At 56.8% G+C, this 26772-nt stretch carries 31 protein-coding genes; 21 read left to right on the forward strand and 10 right to left on the reverse strand.

Features of this window, described 5'->3' with window-relative positions; genetic code table 11:
- Nucleotides 1-59 precede the first annotated feature (59 nt).
- Entirely contained in the window at nucleotides 60-590 is a 531-nt protein-coding gene (locus RGV06_RS06065) for a hypothetical protein (protein ID WP_019826572.1), read from the reverse strand.
- Between the two features lie 67 nt (nucleotides 591-657).
- Nucleotides 658-1191 (reverse strand): ankyrin repeat domain-containing protein, encoded by a 534-nt coding sequence (locus RGV06_RS06070; protein WP_019826574.1) that lies wholly within the window; start codon nucleotides 1189-1191, stop codon nucleotides 658-660.
- A 291-nt stretch (nucleotides 1192-1482) separates the two neighbouring features.
- On the opposite strand from RGV06_RS06070, the gene RGV06_RS06075 reads away from it, so the two are divergent.
- A complete protein-coding gene (locus RGV06_RS06075; RefSeq protein ID WP_019826575.1) occupies nucleotides 1483-1761 on the forward strand; it encodes a DUF3509 domain-containing protein in 279 nt (92 codons plus the stop codon).
- Nucleotides 1762-1827: 66 nt separating this feature from the next.
- On the opposite strand, the gene RGV06_RS06080 is transcribed toward RGV06_RS06075, so the two are convergent.
- From RGV06_RS06080 to aroC, 3 genes are read right to left on the reverse strand one after another with little or no spacing between them, the layout of a single operon-like run.
- Nucleotides 1828-2373: a 1,2-dihydroxy-3-keto-5-methylthiopentene dioxygenase gene (locus RGV06_RS06080; RefSeq protein ID WP_019826576.1), complete on the reverse strand. Its 546-nt coding sequence runs from the start codon at nucleotides 2371-2373 to the stop codon at nucleotides 1828-1830.
- 50 nt (nucleotides 2374-2423) lie between these two features.
- Nucleotides 2424-3572, reverse strand: a complete 1149-nt coding sequence (locus RGV06_RS06085; protein WP_322149634.1) for an MFS transporter — start codon at nucleotides 3570-3572, stop codon at nucleotides 2424-2426.
- Nucleotides 3573-3606: 34 nt separating this feature from the next.
- The gene (aroC, locus tag RGV06_RS06090; protein ID WP_019826578.1) at nucleotides 3607-4698 is read right to left on the reverse strand and encodes a chorismate synthase; all 1092 of its coding nucleotides are present in this window, start codon (nucleotides 4696-4698) and stop codon (nucleotides 3607-3609) included.
- Between the two features lie 193 nt (nucleotides 4699-4891).
- On the opposite strand from aroC, the gene RGV06_RS06095 reads away from it, so the two are divergent.
- A complete protein-coding gene (locus tag RGV06_RS06095; RefSeq protein WP_019826579.1) occupies nucleotides 4892-5896 on the forward strand; it encodes an alpha/beta hydrolase in 1005 nt (334 codons plus the stop codon).
- Nucleotides 5897-5955: 59 nt separating this feature from the next.
- Nucleotides 5956-6747, forward strand: a complete 792-nt coding sequence (locus tag RGV06_RS06100) for a hypothetical protein (protein WP_019826580.1) — start codon at nucleotides 5956-5958, stop codon at nucleotides 6745-6747.
- A 74-nt stretch (nucleotides 6748-6821) separates the two neighbouring features.
- On the opposite strand, the gene prmB is transcribed toward RGV06_RS06100, so the two are convergent.
- Nucleotides 6822-7730: a 50S ribosomal protein L3 N(5)-glutamine methyltransferase gene (prmB, locus tag RGV06_RS06105; RefSeq protein ID WP_019826581.1), complete on the reverse strand. Its 909-nt coding sequence runs from the start codon at nucleotides 7728-7730 to the stop codon at nucleotides 6822-6824.
- Nucleotides 7731-8003: 273 nt separating this feature from the next.
- Here prmB and RGV06_RS06110 point away from each other — a divergent pair, with 273 nt between their 5' ends.
- The 7 genes from RGV06_RS06110 to RGV06_RS06145 all read left to right on the forward strand — a co-directional run bounded on the left by RGV06_RS06110 (nucleotide 8004) and on the right by RGV06_RS06145 (nucleotide 12414).
- Complete coding sequence (locus RGV06_RS06110) at nucleotides 8004-8594, forward strand: cysteine hydrolase family protein (protein ID WP_019826582.1); 591 nt, start codon at nucleotides 8004-8006, stop codon at nucleotides 8592-8594.
- 146 nt (nucleotides 8595-8740) lie between these two features.
- Nucleotides 8741-9061, forward strand: coding sequence for a hypothetical protein (locus RGV06_RS06115; RefSeq protein ID WP_019826583.1), 321 nt, complete (start codon nucleotides 8741-8743; stop codon nucleotides 9059-9061).
- 63 nt (nucleotides 9062-9124) lie between these two features.
- Nucleotides 9125-9685 (forward strand): Smr/MutS family protein, encoded by a 561-nt coding sequence (locus tag RGV06_RS06120; RefSeq protein ID WP_019826584.1) that lies wholly within the window; start codon nucleotides 9125-9127, stop codon nucleotides 9683-9685.
- A 297-nt stretch (nucleotides 9686-9982) separates the two neighbouring features.
- A complete protein-coding gene (locus RGV06_RS06125) occupies nucleotides 9983-10741 on the forward strand; it encodes a response regulator transcription factor (RefSeq protein WP_019826585.1) in 759 nt (252 codons plus the stop codon).
- Nucleotides 10742-10745: 4 nt separating this feature from the next.
- Nucleotides 10746-11006, forward strand: a complete 261-nt coding sequence (locus RGV06_RS06130) for a hypothetical protein (protein ID WP_019826587.1) — start codon at nucleotides 10746-10748, stop codon at nucleotides 11004-11006.
- 389 nt (nucleotides 11007-11395) lie between these two features.
- Nucleotides 11396-11941 carry a GTP cyclohydrolase I FolE gene (gene folE, locus RGV06_RS06140; RefSeq protein ID WP_019826593.1) on the forward strand — a complete coding sequence of 182 codons (546 nt, stop codon included), beginning with the start codon at nucleotides 11396-11398 and terminating at the stop codon, nucleotides 11939-11941.
- Between the two features lie 101 nt (nucleotides 11942-12042).
- Entirely contained in the window at nucleotides 12043-12414 is a 372-nt protein-coding gene (locus RGV06_RS06145; protein WP_322149635.1) for a glutaredoxin family protein, read from the forward strand.
- Between the two features lie 63 nt (nucleotides 12415-12477).
- Here RGV06_RS06145 and RGV06_RS06150 read toward each other — a convergent pair whose 3' ends face one another.
- Together RGV06_RS06150 and RGV06_RS06155 are read right to left on the reverse strand one after the other, a co-directional pair.
- A complete protein-coding gene (locus RGV06_RS06150) occupies nucleotides 12478-13080 on the reverse strand; it encodes a glutathione S-transferase family protein (RefSeq protein ID WP_322149636.1) in 603 nt (200 codons plus the stop codon).
- Nucleotides 13081-13090: 10 nt separating this feature from the next.
- Nucleotides 13091-14257 (reverse strand): PLP-dependent aminotransferase family protein, encoded by a 1167-nt coding sequence (locus RGV06_RS06155; RefSeq protein ID WP_019826599.1) that lies wholly within the window; start codon nucleotides 14255-14257, stop codon nucleotides 13091-13093.
- 82 nt (nucleotides 14258-14339) lie between these two features.
- Here RGV06_RS06155 and RGV06_RS06160 point away from each other — a divergent pair, with 82 nt between their 5' ends.
- From RGV06_RS06160 to RGV06_RS06170, 3 genes are all read left to right on the forward strand, one after another.
- Complete coding sequence (locus tag RGV06_RS06160) at nucleotides 14340-14780, forward strand: MarR family winged helix-turn-helix transcriptional regulator (protein ID WP_019826601.1); 441 nt, start codon at nucleotides 14340-14342, stop codon at nucleotides 14778-14780.
- A 182-nt stretch (nucleotides 14781-14962) separates the two neighbouring features.
- Entirely contained in the window at nucleotides 14963-16312 is a 1350-nt protein-coding gene (locus RGV06_RS06165; protein ID WP_019826603.1) for an NCS2 family permease, read from the forward strand.
- A 61-nt stretch (nucleotides 16313-16373) separates the two neighbouring features.
- Entirely contained in the window at nucleotides 16374-17000 is a 627-nt protein-coding gene (locus tag RGV06_RS06170) for a LysE family translocator (protein WP_019826607.1), read from the forward strand.
- Between the two features lie 175 nt (nucleotides 17001-17175).
- Here the strand turns inward: RGV06_RS06170 and uraH are convergent, their stop codons facing one another.
- Nucleotides 17176-17529, reverse strand: a complete 354-nt coding sequence (uraH, locus tag RGV06_RS06175) for a hydroxyisourate hydrolase (RefSeq protein ID WP_019826609.1) — start codon at nucleotides 17527-17529, stop codon at nucleotides 17176-17178.
- Nucleotides 17530-17902: 373 nt separating this feature from the next.
- Here uraH and puuE point away from each other — a divergent pair, with 373 nt between their 5' ends.
- From puuE to RGV06_RS06215, 8 genes are all read left to right on the forward strand, one after another.
- Nucleotides 17903-18832, forward strand: a complete 930-nt coding sequence (puuE, locus tag RGV06_RS06180; protein WP_019826611.1) for an allantoinase PuuE — start codon at nucleotides 17903-17905, stop codon at nucleotides 18830-18832.
- On the forward strand, nucleotides 18829-19344 hold the full coding sequence (gene uraD / locus RGV06_RS06185; RefSeq protein WP_019826613.1) for a 2-oxo-4-hydroxy-4-carboxy-5-ureidoimidazoline decarboxylase: 516 nt from the start codon (nucleotides 18829-18831) through the stop codon (nucleotides 19342-19344). The genes puuE and uraD overlap by 4 nt, the downstream gene beginning before the upstream one ends.
- A 61-nt stretch (nucleotides 19345-19405) precedes the next feature.
- Nucleotides 19406-20401, forward strand: coding sequence for an allantoicase (alc, locus tag RGV06_RS06190; RefSeq protein WP_019826615.1), 996 nt, complete (start codon nucleotides 19406-19408; stop codon nucleotides 20399-20401).
- Nucleotides 20402-20523: 122 nt separating this feature from the next.
- Nucleotides 20524-21027 (forward strand): ureidoglycolate lyase, encoded by a 504-nt coding sequence (locus tag RGV06_RS06195; RefSeq protein ID WP_019826617.1) that lies wholly within the window; start codon nucleotides 20524-20526, stop codon nucleotides 21025-21027.
- A 48-nt stretch (nucleotides 21028-21075) separates the two neighbouring features.
- Nucleotides 21076-22368, forward strand: a complete 1293-nt coding sequence (locus RGV06_RS06200; RefSeq protein WP_048351574.1) for a urate hydroxylase PuuD — start codon at nucleotides 21076-21078, stop codon at nucleotides 22366-22368.
- Between the two features lie 85 nt (nucleotides 22369-22453).
- Nucleotides 22454-23818: a nucleobase:cation symporter-2 family protein gene (locus RGV06_RS06205; protein WP_037032474.1), complete on the forward strand. Its 1365-nt coding sequence runs from the start codon at nucleotides 22454-22456 to the stop codon at nucleotides 23816-23818.
- A gap of 151 nt (nucleotides 23819-23969) precedes the next feature.
- Nucleotides 23970-24755 carry an outer membrane protein OmpK gene (locus RGV06_RS06210; protein ID WP_019826624.1) on the forward strand — a complete coding sequence of 262 codons (786 nt, stop codon included), beginning with the start codon at nucleotides 23970-23972 and terminating at the stop codon, nucleotides 24753-24755.
- 361 nt (nucleotides 24756-25116) lie between these two features.
- Nucleotides 25117-25902, forward strand: a complete 786-nt coding sequence (locus RGV06_RS06215; RefSeq protein WP_019826626.1) for an outer membrane protein OmpK — start codon at nucleotides 25117-25119, stop codon at nucleotides 25900-25902.
- A gap of 19 nt (nucleotides 25903-25921) precedes the next feature.
- On the opposite strand, the gene RGV06_RS06220 is transcribed toward RGV06_RS06215, so the two are convergent.
- Nucleotides 25922-26524: a TetR/AcrR family transcriptional regulator gene (locus RGV06_RS06220; protein ID WP_322149637.1), complete on the reverse strand. Its 603-nt coding sequence runs from the start codon at nucleotides 26522-26524 to the stop codon at nucleotides 25922-25924.
- Nucleotides 26525-26772: the final 248 nt, after the last annotated feature.

Below are 26772 nucleotides of genomic sequence, written 5' to 3' on the forward strand. Positions count from 1 at the left end.
GTGCACATAGGATAGTCACCCGCAGCCAGGGTTCCGCTTTTTATTGCACCGGCACAGCTTCAGACGTGCACGGCAACCTTCAAGGCTTCGAGCGAAGGTGCTGCCGCGATACCCGCTTCGGCACACAACTCCAGCACGCGAGGCACGTCATTGCCATACACCAGCACCACTTGAATCTCATCATCGAGCGGCTGGCTCAGGTTTAACAACACATAACCACCCTTCTCGGCGCTCATGCTGCCCATCTGGATCTGGATGCGGTTCAGCGCCGTCAGCGGCTCGGTCTTGGCCAACTGCTTGGGTTTGATGTTGAACGCGACGTCCGGACCAAACGAAGCAACGATCTGGGCAAACAGGTCCATGTAGGTATCTGCCTGGAACAAAACAGTGTCCGGCAAGCTACCCACAATTACCCACTCACCCAGAGGGATAGGGAAGCTGTCGTCGTAGTTGATGTCCGGATTGGCAGCCAGAAACGCATCCTGATCAGCGTAAGCTTGAGCCGCCTCGTCAGCGATTGTGGCGATTTCGTCGTCGCCCATGCACCCAGAGCTGATTTTGCTGATGAGTTCAACGAGAGTGGTTTTCATGGGCGAGGCCTGTCACTGGGAAATTTAAGGGCGCGAAGGATATAACAATTGCGCCCTTCACGGGCATTCAGCCCAACAGCTTCTCAAGTTTAGCCACGGCGTCGGTTGCGCCCATGGTCTTGGCGGCATCCAGCGCAGTAATGCCGTTGGCATCCTTGGCTTTAGGGTCAGCGCCCTTGCTGATCAGGTAATCGATGATCTCGGTGCGATTGAACATGGCGGCCATCATCAGTGCGGTTCGGCCATCAAACGAAGCACCTTCAACTTGTGCGCCGCCCTCGACCAAGGTTTTGACCATCTGCAGATCTCCCTTGAAAGCTGCACCGGCAATCGGGCTTTGGCCGTTGTCATTGCGGATTTCGGGGTCGGCATTGTGTTCAAGCAACACCTTGACCGCCTCTGCGTGCCCGTGATAGCTGGCCAGCATCAGCAAAGTATCGCCTTTATGGTTGCGCAAGTTAGCCGGCAAACCCTTGCTCAGCAAGGCGGCCAACATTGCAGCATCGCCGTCGCGCGCTTTGTTGAACACCTGCTCGGCAAAGTCGGCGGCCTCTTCCGGGGTCATCTGCCGGGCTTGATCTGCTGGCTTGTTGTCTGACATGTAAGGCTCCACCTTCGCTACAAAAAAACCTAGTTTCCTGAGACAGAGCAAAGGTGTCATCCCTTTTTTTCTCAACATGGCCATAGAAGCAATCAATCGCAGATTCAGGCCTCATATCAACTGGGCAAAATGCAGGATGCACGATGGCCCTTCATGCAAATTGCACGACACCTTCACTTTTAATAAATTTTATGTCATTGATTAATAAGGGTTTTTTAAAACCAAAATAGTGGCACAATCACTGCAACTACCCCTCCATAGAAGCCTTTCAAGAGCTATGGAGCCAAACACATGAGCCTGATTCAGGAAAAATTCGCATCGTTGTTCTCCAACTACACAGTTACCGTCAAACCCCGTCCAGATGGCGGCGTGTTGTTGACCCTGTGTGACAGCGACGGGAAACAGACTCAGCGCACGATTTCATACGCGCAATTGCACACCGCCGAACAACTGACGTGGGCCATCAGCGCCATTCGCCGCGATCTAGCCGGCACCGCCAGTGAACTGCCGACGATTTCGCTGCTGCAAAGCCAGCATCGCTTCGCACTGCCGACTTATCACACGCGCTAGTCAGAACGACTGATGCAAAAAAGCCAGCGATTGCTGGCTTTTTGTTGTGTCCGGCAGGTGCACGATCTAATCGTCAAGACCTGGGAAGTGGCTGGCGATGTCTGCCCCAGTCGGATTCACAACCATGCCCTGCGTGCTGCTGTACATCCTGATGGCAACAAGGTGCGGGTGCTCACCCATATCAAACCATTGCGCAGTGCCGGCAGGCACCGAGACCACATCGTTCCGCTCGCACAGCACCGCATACAGGTAATCGCCGATGTGCAGCGCAAGCAGTCCGCGTCCGGCGGCAAAAAAACGTACCTCATCAGCGCCATGTCGATGCTCGTTCATAAACCCTGCGCGCAACTCGGCTTTTTGCGGGTGTTCGCTGTTGACGCTGACAACCTCTATACAGACGCTACCGTGTTCACTCATAAGCCGATCAATCGATTCACGGCAGGCCTGGACCACTTCGTCCTCGCTGGCTCCCGGCCGGATCGGTGTCGTGGTTTGCAAACGATCAAAACGCACACCCTGCTCGGCCAGCGTAGAAACGATGTCTTCAAAGTGGGTCAGCACTTTGTTGGGTAATTCAGGGCTCGATACGTGATAAACGGACAGGCTGCTCATGGGATGTGGTTCCTTGACTTGGGCGTGCATTCGGCTGTTACGGACAGTGATTAACGCCTGTCCTCTTGCAATCGAGTGGCAATGATAACGGCTGCGGTCAGCGCTGCGACGCTTGCCATACTAAAGGTGAACGTGGGACCCAGGGTGTTCCAGCTGTAGCCGGAATACAGCGCACCCACTGCGCCGCCAATCCCGGCCAGGGTGGCGTACAAAGCCTGTCCTTGCCCTTGCTGGCCCGGCCCGAAACTGCGCTGTACAAAGGTCATGGCCGAGGCATGAAAACTGCCGAACGTGGCAGCATGCAGCAGTTGCGCCAACAGCAATACCCACAAGTGCTCCGCAAAAGAGCCCAACAACAGCCAGCGCAATGCGGCCAGCAAGAAACTGAACATCAACACACGACGCACCGAGAACCTGAGCAGGATGCGGCGCATGCCCAAAAACATCAGGACTTCGGCGACGACTCCCAGGGCCCAGAGCAAACCGATCACTCCCCGACTGTAACCCAGGTCTTCAAGGTGCAGGGTCAGGAAGGTGTAATACGGTCCGTGGCTCATTTGCATCAACGCGACACAGGCATAAAACGCCAGGACACCGGGGCTGCACAATTGCTTTAAAAAGCCGCCGACGATGGCTGCACGACCCTGACTCGAAGGTTGCGCGTTCGGCACCCAGAGGCTGCACAACACGATGCCGCCCATGATCACGATCAGCGCTACCGGGTAAATATCCAGGCTCAGCCACTCAAACAGACGTCCCAAAATCACCACGATGAGGATAAAACCGATCGAACCCCATAGGCGAATCTGACTGTAACGTTCGGGCTGCTCGCGTAGATGGGCAAAGGTGATGACTTCGAACTGCGGCAGTACGGCATGCCAGAAGAAAGCGTGAAGCGCCATCACCAGCGCCAGCCAGGCGTAGCTCTGGCTGACAAAAATCAGGGCAAAGCTGAGCAAGGTAAAGAGCGCACCCAACCGCACGATCAACAGGCGCTGGCCAGTGTAGTCCCCCAGCCAGCCCCACAAATTGGGGGCCACGCAGCGCATCAGCATCGGGATGGCCACCAGTTCGCCTATTCGCGCACTGGAGAAGCCCAAATGATGGAAGTACAGCGCCAGAAACGGCGCTGTCGCACCGAGCAAGGCGAAATAGAAGAGATAGAACCCTGACAGTCGCCAGTAAGGAAGAGTCGCCACGGTCGTCAGACCATGGCGCTCAGCAGCCCCTGCATTACAGCTGGCCCAGCACAGGCGTGCTTACGCGCACGTCGGCATTTTGGCCTCGATGACGCAGCAGATGGTCCATCAGCACGATGGCCATCATCGCTTCGGCAATCGGCGTGGCACGAATGCCGACACACGGGTCATGACGGCCCTTTGTGATCACGTCCACCGGGTTGCCATGCACGTCAATCGAGCGGCCCGGGGTGGTAATACTCGATGTTGGTTTGAGAGCCAAATGCGCAACGATCGGCTGACCCGACGAAATACCGCCCAAAATGCCGCCCGCGTTGTTGCTGAGGAAGCCTTCGGGAGTCATCTCGTCGCGGTGCTCGGTGCCACGCTGGGCAACGCTGGCAAAGCCCGCACCAATCTCGATGCCCTTGACTGCGTTGATGCTCATCAGTGCATGGGCCAGTTCGGCGTCAAGGCGATCGAAAATCGGCTCGCCCAGACCGGGAATCACACCCTCGGCGACCACGGTGATTTTTGCACCGACCGAGTCCTGGTCACGACGCAGTTGGTCCATGTAGGCCTCAAGCTCCGGCACTTTGTCTGGATCAGGACTGAAAAAGGCGTTTTCTTCGACCGAGTCCCAGGTCTTGAACGGGATTTCGATCGGGCCCAGCTGGCTCATGTAGCCACGAATCACGATGCCCTGGGTGGCCAGATACTTTTTGGCAATTGCACCTGCGGCCACACGCATCGCCGTTTCACGGGCCGAACTGCGACCGCCACCGCGGTAATCGCGTTCGCCGTACTTATGGTGGTAGGTGTAATCGGCGTGGGCCGGGCGGAACAGATCCTTGATCGCCGAGTAGTCCTTGGACTTCTGGTCAGTGTTGCGGATCAACAGGCCGATGGCGCAACCCGTGGTGCGGCCTTCAAACACACCGGAAAGGATTTCGACTTCGTCGGCTTCCTGACGCTGGGTGGTATGACGGCTGGTGCCGGGCTTGCGTCGATCCAGATCTCGCTGCAGGTCTTCAAGGGACAGCTCCAGCCCTGGCGGGCAGCCATCAACAATGGCGACCAACGCCGGACCATGGCTTTCGCCAGCGGTGGTGACAGTGAACAGCTTGCCGTAGGTATTGCCGGACATGCAGGGCGCTCCGCGAAAATCAGCCGATAAAATTCAGCCCGGAATCCGTTCAAATCTTGTTGCAGCCACAACAGAAGTTGAACAGATCCCAGATAACCAAATGCGCCAGTATACGCAGGCTACCTCCGTAGTTCATCCTCGAACCTTACTCATCCGGGTTTGTCCAACCGGCACACTAGACAATGATGGCGCTATGATGCTGCGAATACTCTTTTTTGCACTGACCCTGCTTGGCTTTGGCTCCCAGGCCCTGGCAGCCCCCCCCTCCAATGTCTTGCTGCGACCCATTGAGCTGGATACCGGCTCCGGCACGCTGTATGGCTCGCTGGTGTTGCCCAAGAGCGACAAACCTGTCCCCGTGGTATTGATCATCGCAGGCTCCGGCCCCACTGACCGCGACGGCAACAACCCCCTAGGCGGGCGCAATGACGCCCTGAAAAAACTGGCATGGCGCCTGGCCCAGAGCAATATCGCCAGCGTGCGTTTCGACAAGCGTGGCATTGCTCAAAGCCGACCAGCCGGGCCTGACGAACGACAGTTGAACCTTGATCAATATGTCACCGACGCGGTGGCCTGGGGCGAGAAGCTCAAAAGCGATCCGCGCTTTGGCAAGGTGTTTGTGCTCGGACACAGTGAGGGCGCGCTGATCGCAAGCCTGGCAGCCCCCAGAATTGGCGCCGCCGGGGTGATTTCCATTGCGGGGACGGGACGCCCGGTGGGCGTATTGTTGCGCGAACAGTTGCAACGCAATCACCTGCCACCTGCGCTGCTCAAACGCAGTTTTGAGTTGATCAGTACACTTGAAGCCGGTCGCACCGACGACAATGTACCCAACGACCTGCAACTGGTGTTTCGTCCCAGCGTCCAGCCTTACATGATCAGCCTTCTGCGCTACAACCCTGCGACTGCCTTTGCTGCACTGAAAATGCCGGCACTGATCATTCAAGGCACTCACGATATTCAGGTCGAGGTCAAGGATGCACGCCTGCTCAAGGCGGCCAAGCCCGATGCCGTCCTCACGCTGATCAATGGCATGAACCACGTGATGCGCATCGTACCGATGGACATGAAGCGCCAGATACAATCCTACAACGACCCCAATCAGCGTCTGGCTGGCGAACTGGGGGATCGAACTGTGCGCTTTATCACGAAAGTGAACGCTGGCCAGCCCTACAGTCCTGCGCATAACGGCCGATAAACCGGTGTCGGCCGCCTTTGCTTTGCTGACATTTCGGGCTAGCACAGGACTGAGCCGCTATGAGCGACACCCCATCACACCCCGCCGGGCCTGAAGCACCGGCAGTGCCCGAGGCACCGCCCCTGCCTTGGGCTGACGTGCAGCCCGAGCATTTCAGGATGCTGCGCCTCGCCCCCCTGCAAACTGACCGCAGCACCGGGGCGCGGCCCCTGCGTTTTGTGCAGTTCGGGTATGCCGAGCGCAGCAGCAAAGAACTCAGCCTCCTGCGCCTGACTGTCACCTTGCCCGGCCAACGGGTGCGCAATGAGCAAAACCATCTCGACGTGTGGGTCGACCACGTCACTCACCGTGTGCGTTTGAGCCCCGAACGCGGCCTGCAGGTTGAACCCTTGAACCGCGGTATTGGCCGTTTTCTGCTGGCTCAAGCCGCTCAATGGGTGCAAAAAAAGTGGTCACACTACCGCATTGACGGGACCGACCTGCCCAGCAGGGATGCCCTGAACGAAGACAGCCGCCTGCGCCGCGACCATTTTTTGCGCGTGCATGGGTTTGATGTGGTGTATGCCGACGCCCAGTTTCTGAAAGCGCGCATCGAAGACGTCCAGGCAGGCGAAATACTGGACAGCTGGAACGTCGAGAAACTTCAGTTCCTGGAAGTGCTCGATGCCGCACACATGCTGCAGCAGGCCGAACAGAATCTGCAGGAGCAGGACGTCAAGTTGCGGGACAAGGATGAAAAGCTCAGCAGGTTCCGGCGCGAAGAGACCGGGTTGCGCTTTACCATTACCTGCCTGGTGGCCTTTTCAGTGTTCCAGGCAGGCTTGTTGATCTGGATTGCGACACACCGTTAACACAACGGCTACAGAAAGACTTCAACCATGGGAGCGAGCAGGGTCGCTCCCACGCTGCGTATCTGCATCAGCCATCAGATCCGCGAAGCAAACAGCGCCTGATGCTCGCGGCACTGCTCGGCGGTCAGCATGAACACGCCGTGCCCCCCACGCTCGAACTCTAGCCAGGCAAAATCGACTTCCGGGTACAGCGACTCAACGTGAACCTGGCTATTGCCCACTTCAACAATCAGCAGGCCTTTTTCGGTCAGGTGGTCACCCGCCTCGGCCAGCATCCGACGTACCAGGTTCAGACCATCGTCGCCGCAGGCCAGACCCAGCTCAGGTTCATGCTGATATTCGGCAGGCATGTCGGCAAAATCTTCAGCATCGACATACGGCGGGTTGGACACGATCAAGTCGAAGCGTTGCCCCGGCAAGCCATCAAAGCCATCGCCCTGAACGGTATAGACGCGCTCGTCAACGCCGTGACGCTCAATATTCTGATTAGCCACTTCAAGGGCTTCAAAGGACAAGTCAGCCAACACCACTTCGGCGTTCTGGAACTCATAGGCACACGCGATGCCGATACACCCCGACCCGGTGCACAGGTCAAGAATGCGCGCAGGCTCTTGTGCCAGCCATGGCTCAAAACGTTTTTCGATCAGCTCGCCAATGGGCGAGCGCGGAATCAGTACACGCTCATCCACGATGAACGACATGCCGCAGAACCACGCCTCGCCCAACAAATAGGCCGTCGGCACGCGCTCTTCGATACGGCGCTTGAGCAAGTGTTGCAGGTTGACCAGCTCATCGTCTTCAAGACGGCAATCGAGGTAACTGTCCGCAATTTCCCAGGGCAGGTTCAACGCACCCAACACCAATTGACGGGCTTCGTCCCACGCGTTGTCGGTGCCATGACCAAAGAACAGCTCTTCCCCATGAAAGTGGCTAACGGCCCAGCGAATATGGTCGCGCAAAGTGCGCAGGCGGGAAGTGATCAATGGTCTTACTCCTCAAAATCGATTGGCGATTCTAACAGCCAAACTCCGACGCGCCAAAGTTGTGCCTTACGCTTACACGCAACGCTGTTTTAAAACGTCAGAACGCGTCCCGGAAAAACATGAAATCGCTCCAATTTGTACATTTTCCGGTTCTTGCCTTACCCCTTGACATCGCTACAGGCCAGCAACCACACCGCTTACACGACAGGCCATTCACATAAACGCTCCGCCAGTGGAGAATGTCGCAAAAGCCCCATTCAAAGGAGCCCCCGAATGCCCGCTTTAAAGACGATGTTTCAACTCACTGGACGTGGTTATGCCGCGGCCAATCTGAGCAATGCCAGCCTGCTGATCATCGATGCGCAAAATGAATACCTGAACGGGCCATTGGCCTTGTCCGGGATGGACGCTGCCACCGCCAACATCGCACTTTTGCTGGAGGCTGCCCGCAAGGCCAAGCGCCCGGTGATTCATATCCGTCACCTGGGCACCGTTGGCGGCATGTTCGACCCTCAGGGCGAGCGCGGCGCGTTCATCAAGGGCCTGGAGCCCCAGGGCGATGAACTGATTATCGAAAAGCGCATGCCTAACGCCTTCAATGACACGGGTCTGCAAAAGGCACTGGAAAACCTGGGTTCTCTGGATGTGATCGTCTGCGGCTTCATGAGCCATTCCAGCGTCAGCACCACCGTGCGTGCAGCCAAGGACTATGGCCTGCGCTGCACCCTGGTCGAAGATGCCTGCGCCACCCGAGACCTGCCTACCCCGGACGGCATTATCAGTGCAGAGCTCGTTCAGAAAGCCGAGATGGCGATCATGAACGACAACTTCGCCACCCTGACCCTGACCAAAAACCTGATTTGATCTGAATCGGCTTCTGACGGGCGGTCTCTCCAACCGCCCATCAATAAACGCCTTCCACCTGCACGCAGCTTCCTATTTCACCCCTCCCAGGAACAACCTGCCCAAGTCCCTGTCGAAGGGCCGATACCCTTTAAGGAAAGATCGGAATGAAGATCTCCGATGGTTTTGATGCTCGACGCTTACGCCCCAAGGCCCACAGTGATTGGCGCTCGCGCCTGGTTCTGATGTTTGCGGCGCTGCTGGCGCTGCTTGGCGCACTAATGTTTGTGGCGGGGGCTACCAGCCTGATTGGCCATCCAGATGCCTTGGGCGAGCTCAATGCCAGCCCCGCTGGTGCATCGCTGGTGCTGGTGACGGGCATGCTGATCTGCTGGCTAGGGATCTGGATGTGGCGTCGCCGTCGGCGCCTGATGCGAAAACCGTTTGGGCTGAACATGGCTCCACACCTCATGAAAAAGCACGACTGAAGCATATCCGCCGCCCGATGGTCGTCGACTTGGGTAAACTAGCCGCCCTTCACGGAGGCTGACATGCAAGACGACGACTTTTCCCTGTTCAAAAACGAGATCCGCGGCGTTAAACCGATCAAGCATGATCGAGCGGACACCGGTAAACCCAAAGCTGATCGTGCACAGCTGGCAAAACTGCGTCAGTCAGCCACTGTGCGAACCAATGCGACCATCATCGACGGCCTGTCAGACCAATTCGTGATTGATGTCGGCCCCGAAGATCAACTGAGCTGGGCCCGTGACGGCGTGCAAGAAAGCCAGATGCGCAAGCTCAAGCTGGGCCAGATCAGCTTTGAGGGCAGCCTTGACCTGCATGGCATGACTGTCGAAAAAGCCCGCGAAACCCTTTGGGAGTTCCTCAGCGAAGCCACCCGGCTAGAAGTACGTTGCGTGCGCGTCACCCACGGCAAGGCTGTGCGTCTGGACGGCAAGCGCCCGATGATCAAAAGTCACGTCAATACGTGGCTGCGTCAACACTCACAGGTGCTAGGGTTCTGCTCCTGCCAGGCCAAGCATGGGGGTGCCGGCGCGGTGTATGTCATGCTCAAACGCACCATGATGGAAGGCCGCGACGAGCAATAAACCCGGCATGGGTGTAGAACCCGCTTCGCTCCAGGCAAAGCCGTCATATCGAGCAGCCCTCCAACTGCTCAATAACCCCTTAGTTCAGTGGCACTCTCCTCGCACACACTAAAACTTCGTGAGCTCGTGGTCGAGGCTGGCTGTAGCGTTTTACGGCACCCTTAAGTTACCCGCTTAACTTTATGGGTTTCAAACTAACTAACTATACAAAAAGTATGGCTACCCTCCCCTTTAAACCTGCTGGATAATACGGGGTATTCGGCGCTGCTTTAGCCCTCCACACATGGATAACTTTTTGTGACTCCACGACCTCCCAAAACACGCATATTAGTTGTCGACGACCAGCCGCTTATCGTTGAAGAGATGTGTGAGTTTCTTGAGAGTAATGGTTTCGCCTGTATTCCCAGCTACAGCAGCCGCCAAGCCATTGACCTGTTCAACGAGGACCCGTCGATCGCCTTGGTGGTGTGCGACTTGTTGATGCCCGGTTTCGATGGAATAGAGCTCATCCAGAAGCTCAAGCAATACTCCAAGAAGCATCGCGTCTTCGATGCCGTCCTGCTGAGTGCCCAGGGCGAAAAACAGGATTTGGTCCGCGCTCTGCGGGAAGGTTTCTCCGACTACCATCAAAAACCTGTCAACCCCGACTCGCTGCTTCAAACGCTAAAAAAACTGGAAGAAAAGCAAACAGAAAGCGCCACACATAATCAAAGCACCGACGCCTTGAGCAGGCGCTTGCAAGGCTTGATAAATTCCATAAGCGACATACACAGCGATATAAAAAAAACACACCCCACCCGTGTAAAGAACACTAAAAGCTCATCAAATACCGAACAAGCTGATTATAAAAAATTTCTATTCAGCAAGTTATCCCCTCGCCAACTGCAAGCGGCACACCTTGTCAGCGAAGGTAAAACAAACTACGAAATCGCCTGCGACATGGGCATTACGCCAAATACCGTAAAGCTCTATATCTCACAAATACTGAACTTAACAGGCGCCTCCAACAGAACACAGTTAGCGCTGGCTTTAAAATCACATGGATTGAGTCTCTAAAGCGATGAACATACGCTACAGCAAAGGTTTTGGCTCCTTTATCACTATTTGCATGCCGGACGCGGTGAGGGTCGGTTTACACCGTCAACTAAAGGCTATCAATAGCGCCCGGAACAGCCTGCAAGTACGCTTGGCAAGTGAGCGCGCAGAAGGCTTTAGCGAAGCGCTCAAAACCCTCGATATATTAAGCAATGAGGATATGGCCAGTGTTTCCCAGGTGATACACGCCGTGGTCCAGGCCAGGACCCACGCCCTGACGCTGTAAAGGCGGCTGGATGAACACGCCCTCGCAGGCCTCCAGCGGGGTCAGCCCTCGATTCGCGCAGGCCTGATCCCGATAATGTATTGAGCCTGCACTCGACCGAATCACGCTTATTTTTCAAGAAGCGCCATCAAAACTGACCATCAGAGTGCGCTGACAATACAACTGCCGCCATTCCTACGCTACCATGTGCCTCATGGCAGGCATGAACCCTGCGTTTATCGCCAATCAGCTAAGTCACAGCGTACAAATGTTGCATTCAACGTATGCTAAATGGCTCATTTCCAGCACAGACTGGAGCGAGCTCGGGAAACTCGAAAACAGCAAGATTGGTACAAAATTGGCACGACCCGACGAGGTGCCACTATGAAACCCGCATGGAATATAGCCCTGTGACATTGGAACAAAACTACACCGCCATCCTCGGTCAACTCGGCGAAGACGTTTCCCGTGAAGGCCTGCTGGATACGCCAAAGCGTGCAGCCAAAGCCATGCAGTACCTGTGCCGTGGCTATGAACAAACTCTCGAAGAAGTCACCAATGGTGCCTTGTTCAGCTCTGACAACAGCGAAATGGTGCTGGTGAAAGACATCGAGTTGTACTCGCTGTGTGAACACCACCTGCTGCCGTTTATCGGCAAGGCCCACGTTGCTTACATTCCGAGCGGCAAAGTGCTGGGGCTGTCTAAAGTGGCGCGCATTGTCGACATGTACGCCCGCCGCCTGCAGATCCAGGAAAACCTGAGCCGCCAGATCGCCGACGCAGTGATGCAAGTCACCGGCGCCCTGGGCGTTGCCGTGGTGATTGAAGCCAAACACATGTGCATGATGATGCGCGGTGTCGAGAAGCAAAACTCGTCGATGATCACATCGGTGATGCTGGGTGAGTTCCGCGAAAACGCCGCCACCCGTAGCGAGTTTCTCAGCTTGATCAAGTAACTGGCGTCCCGAAAAAGACCGGCGTTTATCGCCGGTTTTTTTTCGTCTGCCTGTTTTCAGGTAAGCTGCGCCCCTTCTTACTTGCCCATGAGGCTTTTACTGTGTTTATCAAAGCGCTTCGCGTAGGCCTGGGTCAGCTCATCATCGCTGGCGATTTTGTTACCCGCCCCAGCAAAAAGCAGCGCCCTGCAGCCGCACAGGCGCAGGTCGATCACGCTGCCAAAAGCCTGACCCTGTACCAGTTCCACGCGTGCCCGTTCTGCGTAAAAACCCGCCGCACCTTGCGTCGCCTGAATGTGCCGGTAGCCCTGCGTGACGCGAAAAACAACGAGCAGGACCGTCAAACCCTGCTGGAGCAAGGCGGCAAGATCAAAGTCCCGTGCCTGCGCATCGAAGAAGATGGCAAGACCACTTGGATGTACGACTCCAAGGTGATCATTGCGTACTTGAACCAACGCTTTGCCAACGTTTAAACATCACGCTCCACTTACAAAAAAAACCGGCACTAGGCCGGTTTTTTTGTGTGCGCAATCAACTCAATCGAGCATGCCCACATGCCGCGGATGGCTGGCCACTCGTTGCAGCCACGCTTGAATACCCGGGTAACCGCTGAGATCAAAGCCACCCTGATCCGCCACGTGGGTGTAGGCGTACAGGGTCACGTCTGCAATCGAGTACTGATCACCCACCAGATACGGTGTGCGGTTGAGCTGTTGCTCCATCACGTCCAGCGCTTTGTAGCCCCGCTTCTGCAGTGTGCGGTACTCCTCCAGACGCTCTTGAGGCAAGCCCAGGTAAAACTGGATAAACCTCGCCACCGCAATGTAAGGCTCATGGCTGTACTGTTCGAAAAACTGCCATTGCAGCACCTGGGTGCGCAAGCGCGGCTCGGTCGGCAAGAACTCACTGCCGTCGGCCAGATAGTTGAGAATCGCGTTGGACTCCCACAGGCACGTACCGTCTTCCAGCTCCAGCACCGGCACTTTGCCGTTCGGGTTTTTCGCCAGGAAATCCGGGGTTTCTGTTTCACCCTTGAGGATGTCCACCGCGAACCACTGATAATCAAGGCCCAGCAAATGCAGCATCAGCTTGATCTTGTAGCAGTTGCCCGAATTGTAATCGCCATAAACCTTGAGCATCGCGCCTCCTTTAGGCCGCTTGGGCAGCCTGTGCCTGACGAATAACGTTAGCCAGGCGCTTGAGGCCTTCGTGCAGACGCGCAGGGTCGATGTGGCTGAAGTTCAGGCGCAGGCTGCCAACGTTCTGGTCCGGGTTGGCGAAGAACGGCTCACCCGGCATGAATGCCACGTTCTGCTCCAGCGCAGGCTTGAGCAACGTACGGGTATCGAACGGCTGCTTGAGGGTCAGCCAGAAGAACAAACCGCCCTGCGGTACATGCCAGTCAGCCAGGTCCGAGAAGTGCTCTTCGAGCGCCAGCTGAAAGCCGTCACGACGCACACGGTAGAAGTCACGCAATTCGGCCAGGTGGTTGCTCATTTTCTCGGTGCCGATCCACTGCAATGCCTGCCATTGGCCAACACGGTTGGTGTGCAGGTCCGCCGATTGCTTGAGGCGCAGCAGGTGCGGGAACAGATCAGGGCTGGCAATCAGGAAGCCAACGCGCAAACCCGGCAACAGGGTTTTGGACACGGTGCCGGTGTAGATCCAGCTGGCTTTTTTCAGGCGGCTGACAATCGGCGTGGCGCTGCCGCCGTCAAAATTCAGTTCGCGGTACGGCTCATCTTCAATCAGGGTTACGCCGAACTCGTCCAGCAAGGCCGCAACGGCGTCGCGCTTGGTTTCGCTGTAACGCACGGCAGACGGGTTCTGGAACGTCGGGATCAGGTAGATGAAAGCGGGACTGTGTTTTTCCAGTTGCACACGCAACGCGGCCAGGTCCGGGCCATCGGCTTGCAGCGGGAACGTCAGGCACTCGGCACCGAACAGTTGGAATATTTGCAGCGCGGCCAGATAGGTCGGCGCTTCAAGCATGATCTCAGTGCCTTTGTCGATGTACAGCTTGGCAGCCAGATCCAGTGCCTGCTGCGAGCCGCTCAGTACCATGACCTGGCTCGCGTCGCAATCAACGCCCAATGCACGGGCCTCGGCAGCCAGTACTTCACGCAATGCCGGCTCGCCTTCACTCATGCCGTATTGCCCCATCGAGGCCGGCATATCGGTCCAGTCGACCTTGGGCAGCATGGCTTCGGCCGGTAGCCCGCCAGCGAAAGACATGACTTCCGGACGTTGGGCTGCAGCCAGAATTTCACGAATCAAAGAGCTTTTCAGGCGGGAAACACGTTCGGAGAAGGCCATACAGATCACCGGTAGCGGAAGTAATTGGAAATAAGTCAAACTGGTTGACCGAAACTACGCCGCGAAGCCTAGATACGTCAATATGCTTGACCTTAAAAATCCGACCACTCAGCGTGCCGCCATGGAAGCCTTCTTCTTTGGCTATCAAGCATTTACCGCCAAGGCGGACGAAATGCTGGCACGTCGTGGGCTAAGTCGGGTGCATCAGCGCATCGTTTTCTTTATCGCCCACCATCCCGGTGTAAGCGTCAAGGAACTGCTGACGCTGCTGGGTGTAAGTAAACAAGCCCTTAACACGCCTTTACGCCAGTTGATCGAAATGGACCTGGTGCGCAGCGTCGCCCCCGAGACCGACAAGCGCAAACGCCTGCTGGAGTTGACCGCTGACGGCGTCACCTTCGAGAAAAACCTGCGTCGCGAGCAGGTCAAGCTATTGCAGCGGGTGTTCGCCCAAGCGGGTGACGACGCCGTCAATGGCTGGCTGGCAATCAACCATGCCTTGGGCCAAAGCCGCCAGCCCTAGCCTGCCCCCACCTTAACGTCCTCATGCACCCTGCATTTCGTCTACAACCTCGAAAACATTAATTGCTTTTTTTGTATACAAAAGCATAATTCATCTCGCCTGCATTCTTGACCCAAAGGTCAGAAAACTGCCGCTCGCCTCACCAGTGCCCTTAAAAACAATAAAAGCCTGAGGAAATAACCGTGGACAGCCAAAAGTCAGAAATCCCCGCCGTTGAACTTTCCCCTCCCACCTCCCGCGGGTGGCTGGAGCGCCTGTTCAAACTGTCGCTGCATGGCACCACGGTCAAAACCGAGCTGATCGCCGGGCTGACCACCTTTATCACCATGGCCTACATCATCTTCGTCAACCCCAACATCATGGCTGACGCAGGCATTAATCATGGCGCGGCCTTTGTGGCGACCTGCATCGCCGCCGCGCTAGGCAGCCTGCTGATGGGGCTTTACGCCAACTGGCCAGTAGGCCTGGCGCCAGGCATGGGCCTGAATGCGTTCTTCACTTACACAGTGGTCGGAACCATGGGTTACAGCTGGGAAACGGCCCTGGGTGCGGTATTTGTGTCTGGCGTGCTGTTCCTGTTTCTGACCCTGTCGCGGATACGCGAATGGCTGCTCAACAGCATTCCTGTCAGCCTGCGCCATGCGATGGGTGCGGGGGTCGGCTTGTTTTTGGGGGTTATTGGCCTGAAAACCTCGGGCATTATCGTCGACAGCCCGGCCACCTTGATCAAGCTGGGATCGCTGCATGATCCTGCTCCGCTGCTGGCCGCCGTGTGTTTCTTGATGATTGCGATTCTTAGCTATCACCGTGTATTCGGCGCGATCCTGATCAGCATCATTGCCGTCACCCTGGCTGGCTGGAGCCTGGACCTGGTCCACTACAACGGCATTATGTCTGCGCCGCCTAGCCTGGCTCCCACCTGGATGGCCATGGACCTCAAGGGTGTGTTCAATATCAGCATGATCAGCGTGGTATTTGCCTTTCTGTTTGTACACATGTTCGACACTGCCGGAACCCTGATGGGCGTGGCCCAGCGTGCCGGCCTGGTCAAGGCTGACGGCAAGATCGAAAATCTGTCCCGGGCACTCAAGGCTGACAGCGCTTCGAGCGTATTCGGCGCCGTGGTGGGCGTGCCGCCCGTAACCAGCTATGTCGAAAGCGCCGCGGGTGTTGCCGCCGGCGGTCGAACCGGACTCACCGCAGTCACCGTGGGCGTATTGTTTGTAGCCGCGATGTTCTTTGCCCCCCTGGCTGGCATGATCCCCGCTTACGCGACTGCTGGCGCACTGATTTACGTGGCCATGCTGATGATGGGTGGCATGGCCCACATCAACTGGGACGAACCCACTGACTGCATCCCTGCCATTGTGACCATGATCATGATGCCGTTGACCTTCTCGGTCGCCGACGGGATTGCTCTGGGCTTTATCACCTATGTCGCACTCAAGGCGGGCACCGGCAAATACAGCGAAATTTCTGTCAGCTTGTGGGTGCTCTGCGCTATTTTCATCGCCAAGTTTATTTACCTGTAGACCGGGCGATATCAACCGGCCCCGCCAATGATGCGGGGTCTTTGTGTTATGGGAGGAAGTGATGAGTCTGGAAACCTGGCTGCTGTTCAGCAGCGCGGCATTGGTGGTAATCCTGATTCCGGGGCCTTTGTCGTTATTGATGATCAGCAACAGTTTGAACTACGGTTTGCGCCGTTCGTATCCGGCATTTCTGGGGGGAGTGTTTGCCTCGATTTGCCTGCTTAGCGCTTCAGCTCTCGGCCTGGGTGCCTTGCTGCTGGCTTCGGAAAAACTCTTTAGCGCCCTGAAAATCGTCGGTGCGCTGTACCTGTTTTACCTTGCCTGGCAAAGCTGGAAGCAATCGCGCCAGCCGGCCACGGTCACCAACGTGCCTGAAGCCGCACCAAAACCACGCTTCAGCGCCCTGTTCGGGCGCGCGTTTGTACTGGGCGCCAGCAATCCAAAAGATATTTTGTTCTTTGCCGCCTTCCTGCCACAGTTCCTCAACCCCGACTTGCCGTTCCTTAACCAGTTGCTGGTGATGATCGCCACCTGGACCGTACTCGACCTGCTGTGCAAGCTGGCCTACGGCCTTGGTGCCCATGGCGCGGCGGGTTATCTGCGCAGCGGCAAGGGCCAGAGCTGGTTCAACCGCATCAGCGCCGGGTTGTTTGGTGTAGCGGGAACGGCGTCACTGCTAAGCCGCTGATAAAGCACCGCCTGTGTGGGAGCGGGCTTGCTCGCGATTCAAGCGCCGCCGTGTGTCTGGATGACCGCGTCGATGCCATCGCGAGCAAGCCCGCTCCCACAGGTCATGTATAGACAGGCAAAAAAAAGCCCGCAGTGTGAGCGGGCAAATAACCACATGCGCAGATCGAAAGCTTCTAGCTACCGCGATAGGTCGAGTAGCTGTAGGGCGAAATCAGTAGCGGTACATGGTAGTGATCCTGCTCGGAACTGATCCCGAAACGCAGCACCACTACGTCCAGGAACGCCGGCTCAGGCAATTTCACACCCTTTGCGCGGTAGTAGTCACCGGCACTGAACTGCACCTGGTAAACCCCCGAACGGTACGTATCCCCTTCCAGCAGCGGCGCGTCGCACCGGCCATCGCTGTTGGTCAGTGCTGTAGCGACCAACTCCAGCCCCGAACCTTCAACCCGATACAGCTCGACCTTGATCGAGCTGCCCGGACAGCCATGTGCGGCATCCAAAACGTGCGTAGTCAAACGTCCCATAGATTGTGCGACCTCCCGAATCGGTAAAAAAATGGCCACTGCACCCCTTTGGCGCACCAAAAGCATCAGCGAGAACACGATTAAGACATTTATCAAAAAAATTGTACACAATTAAAAAGCACAATTTCAGCCAACCCTTGAGCCACGCCGCCTGCACGGTATTTACTGTCAAAGCCGCAGGGTTAGCAGACTTCTTATCCATAAGCTGACCAATCAGGCAGGTTTCTTGCAAGTACCCTTTAGGCGCGAAGCATGGTAGAAATAGATAAAATCAGGGTTACAAATAGATTATAAAGTTGTATACAATCAGGCCATCGCAGTGACGCCAGGTCTGGCCAATCGACTGTTAACACGAACAATAAGGAAGACTGTAGTGAGCGCTGACTACCCACGCGACCTGATTGGTTACGGTCCCAACCCCCCGCATCCGCATTGGCCGGACAACGCCCGTATCGCCCTGTCTTTCGTACTCAACTACGAAGAAGGCGGCGAGCGCAACATTCTCCACGGCGACAAGGAGTCTGAAGCTTTCCTGTCCGAAATGGTCTCGGCGCAGCCGCTGCAAGGCGAGCGCAACATGAGCATGGAGTCTCTCTACGAGTACGGCAGCCGCGCAGGCGTATGGCGTGTACTCAAGCTGTTTCGCGAGTTTGATATCCCGCTGACTGTATTTGCAGTCGCGATGGCCGCCCAGCGCCATCCGGATGTGATCCGCGCCATGGTGGCCGCCGGGCATGAGATTTGCAGCCATGGGTATCGCTGGATCGACTACCAGTACATGGATGAAGCCCTTGAGCGTGAACACATGCTCGAAGCCATCCGCATCCTCACCGACATCAGCGGTGAACGCCCGCTGGGTTGGTACACCGGACGCACCGGCCCCAATACACGGCGCCTGGTGATGGAAGAAGGCGGTTTCCTGTACGACTGCGACACCTATGACGACGACCTGCCTTACTGGGAGCCCAACAACCCTACCGGCAAGCCGCATCTGGTGATCCCTTACACCCTGGACACCAATGACATGCGATTCACCCAGGTGCAGGGTTTCAACACCGGCGAGCAATTCTTCCAGTACCTCAAGGATGCTTTCGATGTGCTGTACGCCGAAGGCGCAGAGTCGCCGAAAATGCTATCCATCGGCCTGCATTGCCGCCTCATTGGCCGCCCTGCGCGTCTCGCCGCCCTCAAGCGCTTCATTGAATACGCCAAGGGTCATGAACAGGTCTGGTTCACCCGCCGCGTGGACATCGCCCGCCACTGGCACGCCACCCACCCTTTTGTTGCAGAGACAGCCAAATGAGCGCCTTCAAGACCCTCAAGCCTTCACAACTGAGCCGTGAAGCGTTCGTGGCAGCCTTTGCCGATATCTACGAACACTCGCCCTGGGTAGCCGAAAAAGCTTATGACCTGGGCCTGGACAGCAGCGTCGATCAAATCGAAACCCTGCACCAGCGCATGAGTGACCTGTTGTTGAGCGCCGATCACGCCAGCCAGCTGGCACTGATCAATGCTCACCCGGACCTGGCCGGCAAAGCAGCCGTCCAGGGCCAACTCACCGAAGCCAGCACCCATGAACAAGCTGGCGCCGGTATTCACCAATGCACGGCCGAAGAGTTTCAACGCTTCACCGAGCTGAACGAGGCCTACAAAGCCAAGTTCAAGTTTCCCTTCATCATGGCGGTAAAAGGCAGCGACCGGCACCAGATCCTCGCCGCGTTCGAGACCCGCATCCACAACCCGGCAGATGTCGAGTTCAAATGCGCGTTGGCAGAAATCAACAAAATTGCCCTGTTCCGATTACTCCAGCTCTAAGCCGAATCGGCACCTGCCGATGACGCATCTCCAGCCACTTATTTAAAGGCAGACAAGAAGAATGAAAGCTTACGCCGTACCTTTCGAGAAGTTCGTCAACCTGGCCGATGCCCGCCTGGGCACCAAAATCGTTTCGGTCACCGATGACTGGTTCGCCGACGCCAACCGCCTGTTCCAGCCTACCCCGGCCGTATGGAAGGAGGGCGTTTTCGATGACAACGGCAAGTGGATGGACGGCTGGGAGTCCCGTCGCAAGCGCTTCGAAGGCTATGACAGCGCAGTGATCCGCCTTGGCGTTCCGGGCTCGATCAAGGGTGTAGACATCGACACTTCATTCTTCACCGGCAACTTTCCGCCGTCTGCCTCGCTGGAAGCCTGTTTCCTGGCCTCGGGCGAACCCAACGAAAACACCCAGTGGGTTGAAGTGCTGTCGGCTGTCGAGCTGCAAGGCAACAGCCATCACTACCACGAAATCAGCAATGACCAGGCCTTCAGCCACCTGCGCTTCAACATCTACCCGGATGGCGGCGTAGCACGTCTGCGTGTGTATGGCGTGCCGTTCCGTGACTGGTCGGCGGTGGGCGACAACGAGCAGATTGACCTGGCAGCTGCCTTGAATGGCGGTCGCGCCCTGGCCTGCTCCGACGAACACTTCGGTCGCATGAGCAACATCCTTAACCCGGGTCGCGGCATCAACATGGGCGACGGTTGGGAAACCGCACGCCGTCGTACTCCGGGCAATGACTGGGTCATCGTGGCTCTGGGCCATGCCGGCGAGATTGAAAAAATCATCGTTGATACCCTGCACTTCAAAGGCAACTACCCGGACAGCTGCTCGATCCAGGGCGCGTTCGTCAAGGGCGGTACCGACAGCCAGATCGAAACCCAGTCGCTGTTCTGGCGTGAGCTGCTGCCGAGCCAAAAAATGGAGATGCACGCTGAGCACACCTACAGCGAGCAACTCAAAAACCTCGGCCCCATTACCCATATTCGCCTGAACCTGTTCCCGGACGGTGGTGTAAGCCGCATTCGCGTACTGGGTAAAGTCGCCAAATAAGCGCTGAACCCATCGCGGGCAGGCCCGCTCCCACATTTGAAATGCATTCACCCGGTGGGAGCGGGCTTGCCCGCGATAGCGACAAAAACTGACACCACAGAAACCCGAATAAGAAGACCACCATGCGCACATTGATGATTGAACCGCTGACCAAAGAAGCCTTCGCCCCTTTTGGCGATGTGATTGAAACCGATGGCAGCGACCACTTCATGATCAATAACGGTTCGACCATGCGCTTTCACCGTCTGGCAGAGGTCGAAACGGCTACGCCAGAAGACAAGGCGATCATCAGCATTTTCCGCGCCCAAGCGCAGGACATGCCGTTTACCGTACGCATGCTGGAGCGCCATCCGCTGGGCAGCCAGGCTTTTATACCGCTGCTCGGCAACCCCTTTCTGATCGTGGTCGCGCCAGTTGGCGATGAACCTGTATCAGGCTTGGTCCGCGCCTTTGTCAGTAATGGCAGGCAGGGCATTAATTACCATCGCGGCGTTTGGCACCATCCGGTGCTGACGATCGAAAAGCGGGATGACTTCCTGGTGGTTGATCGCAGTGGCACAGGCAATAACTGCGATGAGCATTTCTTCAAAGAGGATCAGTTGTTGTTCCTCGCCCCCCACCAATAAGAGAAGGTCCAACACTCATAAAAGAGTGACGGGCAAGAGGTAAAGACTGTGGAAGCACATCTAATGGAATGGCTGAATCTGAGCGTGCGCTGGATTCATATGATCACGGGTGTGGCCTGGATCGGCGCATCGTTTTATTTCGTCTGGCTGGAGAACAACCTCAACCGGGCCAACCCCAAGGATGGCCTGGCCGGCGATCTATGGGCGATTCACGGCGGCGGCATTTACCACCTCGAAAAATACAAGTTGGCTCCTCCCACCATGCCGGAAAACCTGCACTGGTTTAAATGGGAAGCCTATTTCACCTGGATGTCAGGCATCGCCCTGCTCTGCCTGGTCTTCTACTTCAACCCCGCGCTGTACCTGATTGCTCCAGGCTCCAGCCTGAGCGGTCCAGAAGCCGTTGCCATCGGTATCGGTTCGCTGATTGCCGGCTGGTTCATTTATGACTTTCTGTGCGACTCCGCCCTGGGCAAACGCCCGGCGTTGCTCGGCTTCGTCCTGTTTGTGTTGCTGGTTGCGGCAGCGTTCGGCCTGAGCAAGGTGTTCAGCGGGCGCGGTGCATACCTGCACGTGGGCGCCATTATCGGCACCATCATGGTCGGTAACGTGTTCCGCACCATCATGCCCGCGCAACGCGCTCTGGTCGCCGCGATCAAGGAAGGCCGCACACCCGACCCGGCGTTGCCGGCCAAAGGCCTGCTGCGTTCGCGTCACAACAACTACTTCACCTTGCCGGTGCTGTTCATCATGATCAGCAACCACTTCCCGAGCACTTACGGCAGCCAGTACAACTGGCTGATCCTGGCCGGGATTGCGGTGTTCGCGGTGTTGGTGCGTCACTACTTCAACACCCGTCACGACAGCCACAAATATGCCTGGACACTGCCTGTCGCGGCACTGGGCATGATCTGCCTGGCGTACGTCACCGGTCCAAAGCCGGTGTCGACTGCACCTGAAACAGCCAAGGTAATCAAATACCAACCGCTCCCGGAAACCGCTCTGGGCGGTGTCAGGGCGCAGGATGCTCCACCGTCTGCACCCGCAGCACCTGCAACACCCGCAGCACCAGTGGCCAGCGTTGACTTCGAAAAAGTCCATGTAGTGATTCAGGAGCGCTGCACGGTTTGTCATTCCGCCACCCCCACCAGCCCGCTGTTCAGTGCGGCCCCGGCAGGCGTGATGTTCGACACCGCGCAACAGATCAAGCTCATGGCTCCCCGCATACAGGCCCAGGCCGTCGCCACCCCGATCATGCCGTTGGGCAACATCACCCAGATGACCCAGCAGGAACGTGATCTGGTCGGCGCCTGGATCAGTGCAGGAGCCCAGACCAACTGACGCACGCGCTATGCGGTCGCAGCCATGCTGCGACCGCATGAACACACCACTAGCTCACAACAATAAAAAATGACCGAGGTGTTGCATGTCCGATTTATCCGAACCGCGCATACCCGCCATAACCGCGCCGCCCCCGCTGGCGCGGCTACCCATGCTGCAACTGATCCTGGTCGGTTTGCAGCATGTACTGCTGATGTACGGCGGCGCGGTTGCAGTGCCGTTGATCATCGGACAAGCCGCAGGCCTGAGTCGGGAAGAAATCGCCTTTTTGATCAACGCTGACCTGCTGGTAGCGGGTGTCGCCACCATCGTGCAATCGATGGGTATCGGCCCCATGGGTATTCGCATGCCGGTCATGATGGGGGCCAGTTTTGCCGCCGTCGGCAGCATGGTGGCTATGGCCGGGATGCCGGGTATCGGCCTGACCGGGATTTTCGGCGCCACCATCGCTGCAGGCTTTTTCGGGATGATCATTGCGCCGTTCATGTCCAAGGTGGTTCGTTTCTTTCCACCGCTGGTCACCGGCACCGTGATTACTTCGATCGGTTTGTCCCTGTTCCCCGTTGCCGTCAACTGGGCCGGTGGTGGCAGTACTGCTGCGCAGTTCGGTTCCCCGACGTATCTGGCCATTGCTGCACTGGTGCTGGGAACCATCCTGCTGATCAACCGCTTCATGCGTGGCTTTTGGGTCAACATTTCGGTATTGATCGGCATGGCCCTGGGCTATGTACTGTCAGGCGCCATTGGCATGGTCGACCTCTCCGGCCTGGACAACACTCCCTGGTTCCAGATCGTCACCCCGCTGCACTTCGGCATGCCTGAGTTTCACCTGGCCCCGATCCTTTCGATGTGCCTGGTGGTGGTGATCATCTTTGTCGAGTCCACCGGAATGTTCCTGGCGCTGGGCAAAATCACCGATCAGGAAGTCACTCCACGCATGCTGCGTCGTGGCTTGCTGTGTGATGCCGGGGCGTCGTTTATTGCCGGTTTCTTCAACACTTTCACCCATTCCTCATTCGCCCAGAACATTGGTCTGGTGCAAATGACCGGCGTACGTTGCCGCTCGGTGACGATCATGGCCGGTGTATTTTTGATCACCCTGAGCCTGCTGCCAAAGGCCGCGTATCTGGTGGCCTCCATTCCGCCTGCGGTATTGGGCGGCGCCGCCATCGCCATGTTCGGCATGGTCGCGGCCACAGGGATCAAGATTCTTCAGGAAGCCGACATTGCCGACCGCCGCAATCAATTGCTGGTGGCTGTGAGCATCGGCATGGGCCTGATCCCGGTGGTACGCCCCGAGTTCTTCGCCCACCTGCCACTGTGGATGGACCCCATCACCCACAGCGGCATCGCCATGGCCGCCGTCAGCGCGGTCTGCCTGAACTTGATGTTCAACGTACTGGGCGGCGCCGAGCGCGCAGCCATGAGCGGGCACGTGCATCAGCACTGATCCGACTACCCCCCTTGTGGGAGCGAGCCTGCTCGCGATGCAAACGATGCGGTATTTCTGAACGACCGCATTGATGCCATCGCGAGCAGGCTCGCTCCCACAGATTCACCCGCTTCTGGTTAAGAAAACAACAATAAAAAAGGAGTTACCCATGAACTGCAAACACTGGGGCGTCACGCTCGCGGGTGGGTTTTTGGCTGCCGGTCAGGCCCTGGCAGGTGATCTGTTTTTGTGGCAAACCAACAGCCTGACTTACCTCTACGGCAAGAATTTCGCGATCAACCCCTCGATCCAGCAAACCGTCACCTTCGAGCATGCCGACAAGTGGAAATACGGTGACAACTTCCTGTTTGTCGACCGCATTTTCTACAACGGCAAGGATGATCCCAACAAAGGCCCGCACACCTACTACGGCGAGTTCAGCCCACGCCTGTCGTTTGGCAAGATCTTCGACCAGAAGCTTGAGTACGGCCCTATCAAGGACGTGTTGCTGGCCATGACTTATGAGTACGGCGAAGGTGACAGCGAAGCGTATCTGATCGGCCCGGGCTTTGATCTGGCAGTGCCGGGTTTTAACTACTTCACCCTTAATTTCTACCGTCGCCACACCGAGGGGCCACGCCCTGGCACCGGGGTCTGGCAGATCACTCCGTCGTTTTCCTACACCATCCCCTTGGGGCGCTCCAACCTGCTGATCGATGGCTACATGGACTGGGTGGTCGACAACGACCAGAACTCACGCGGCACCTATCACGCCAACCTGCACTTCAACCCTCAGATCAAATATGACCTGGGCAAAGCCCTGAACCTGGGTGAGAAACAGCTGTATGTGGGGATTGAATACAGTTACTGGAAAGACAAGTACGGCATCGAAAGCAGCAGCCGCCTGGACACCAACCAGAACACGGCCAGTGCCCTGATCAAAGTCCACTTCTAAGTTAAAGGCTGTGCACGCTCTGTTATCGCTCGACCCGGGTGATAACAGAGCGCTTGAGTGCAAACGTCTGAGCCAGTATTCTCCGCGGCCGCTCAAACGCGAGTGCTGTTTTAAAGCTGACTTCAAAGCCAACTTAATGCCTTTAAATCAAAGGTTTAGTGCCTGTATCAATCACCTTTCACGCGATTGTCAGATGACTGCCGGGGGATTCTTTTGGCCCCCAAACAGGTATGGCCCCGTACTTGCTTTAAACAATAAAGCTGACCGTAAGGGCAAGTTTTATAAAGACGGACCAAGGCGCCAAAACAGAGCGCCACGTTCTCACTACTGCACACCTTTTTACTTTTTTGGAGCTAACCGAATGAAGCGCACTCTTACCAGCCTGATGCTTGCGGGGAGCATGTTGGGCGGGGCTCCGGCAGTCGCCGGCGACCTGCTGCAATGGCAAACCAACAGCCTGACTTACTTGTATGGCAAAGACTTCCAGGTCAATCCAAAGATTCAGCAAACCCTCACCTTCGAGCACGCTGACAGCTGGAAGTACGGCGATAACTTTTTCTTCCTCGACCGTATTTTCTATAACGGTAAAGAAGACGGTAACGTTGGCCCGAACACCTATTACGGCGAATTCACCCCACGCTTGTCGTTCGGCAAAATCTTCGACCAGAAGTTTGAGTTTGGCCCGATCAAAGACGTACTGCTGGCCATGACTTACGAGTTTGGCGAAGGCGACACCGAGGCCTACCTGATCGGCCCGGGTTTCGACCTGAACGTGCCGGGCTTTGACTACTTCCAGTTGAACTTCTACCAGCGTTTCCCTGAAGGCAACCGTGCTGGCAAAGGCGTCTGGCAGATCACCCCGGTGTGGTCCTACACCCTGCCCGTGGGCAATTCCGATGTGCTGATCGACGGCTACATGGACTGGGTGGTCGACAACGACCAGAATTCCCGCGGCACCTACCACGCCAACCTGCACTTCAACCCACAGATCAAATATGACCTGGGCAAGGCGTTGAGCTGGGGCGCCAAGCAGTTGTACGTAGGTGTTGAGTACGACTACTGGAAAAACAAATACGGTATCGAAGACAGCGGTTCATTCAAAACCAACCAGGACACTGCAAGCCTGCTGGTCAAGTACCACTTCTGATGCCTGGGCCTCAGTCGCGTCAGCGCGCCTGAGGCACCTGCAACAAACCCCGCAACATCAGGTCAAGGCTGTCCAGCGCAGCCGCCAGACGCTGCGGCGGGTTGTCAGCCTCGGCAATCCAGAACGATGCATCCATCAAGCCGCCCTGGATCAGGCGTGCCAACGCCTCGGGATCGGTGCGTTTAATCACGTGGGTGTCCATCAAGCCTTGCAGCATCGCCGCCATGGACAGGCAGCACACTGACTGAGTGTTCTGCACGTATTGCGACCCCAGCACCGAGGGCGCATCACGCAACAAAATGCGCTGCACTTCGATTTGCAGGGCCATCTCCAGATACAGCCGGCACTGATCCTGAAACCCTTGCCACTGGCTTTCGGCTAGCTCAAGCACCTGCGCCAGCTGCGCATCCAGCTCGGCGTCGATTTGCTGGGCCACCGCTTGAAACAACCCCTTCTTGTCACCGAAATGGTGATACAACGCGCCGCGCGTCAAGCCCACCGAAGCCGTCAACTCATCCATCGAGGTCTGGGCATAGCCCACCGTACCGAAAGCCAGCCGTGCTGCTTCAATCAGCTTGCCACGGGTTTCTTCGATCATTTGCGACCGCGCTTTGGGCGCCATGTCTGCCACCTTTTTTTGGGATACACGGCGTATGTTAATTGACATACGCCATGTATGCGTATATTTCTACATACGCCACGTATGTGACATTCGGCAATTACACATTTCCCGTAGCCGCTGCCGAAGGCTGGGTCCGGTTGCGAAGCAACCGTAAAATCAGTGAATGCCGTTTTCCTGAAGAACCGCATTCACTGGTTTTACGTCGACTGCGTCGCCGGACGCAGCCTGCGGCAGCTGCTACGTAAGCG

It is taken from the genome of Pseudomonas sp. CCI3.1, assembly GCF_034313985.1.
Lineage (GTDB): Bacteria > Pseudomonadota > Gammaproteobacteria > Pseudomonadales > Pseudomonadaceae > Aquipseudomonas > Aquipseudomonas psychrophila.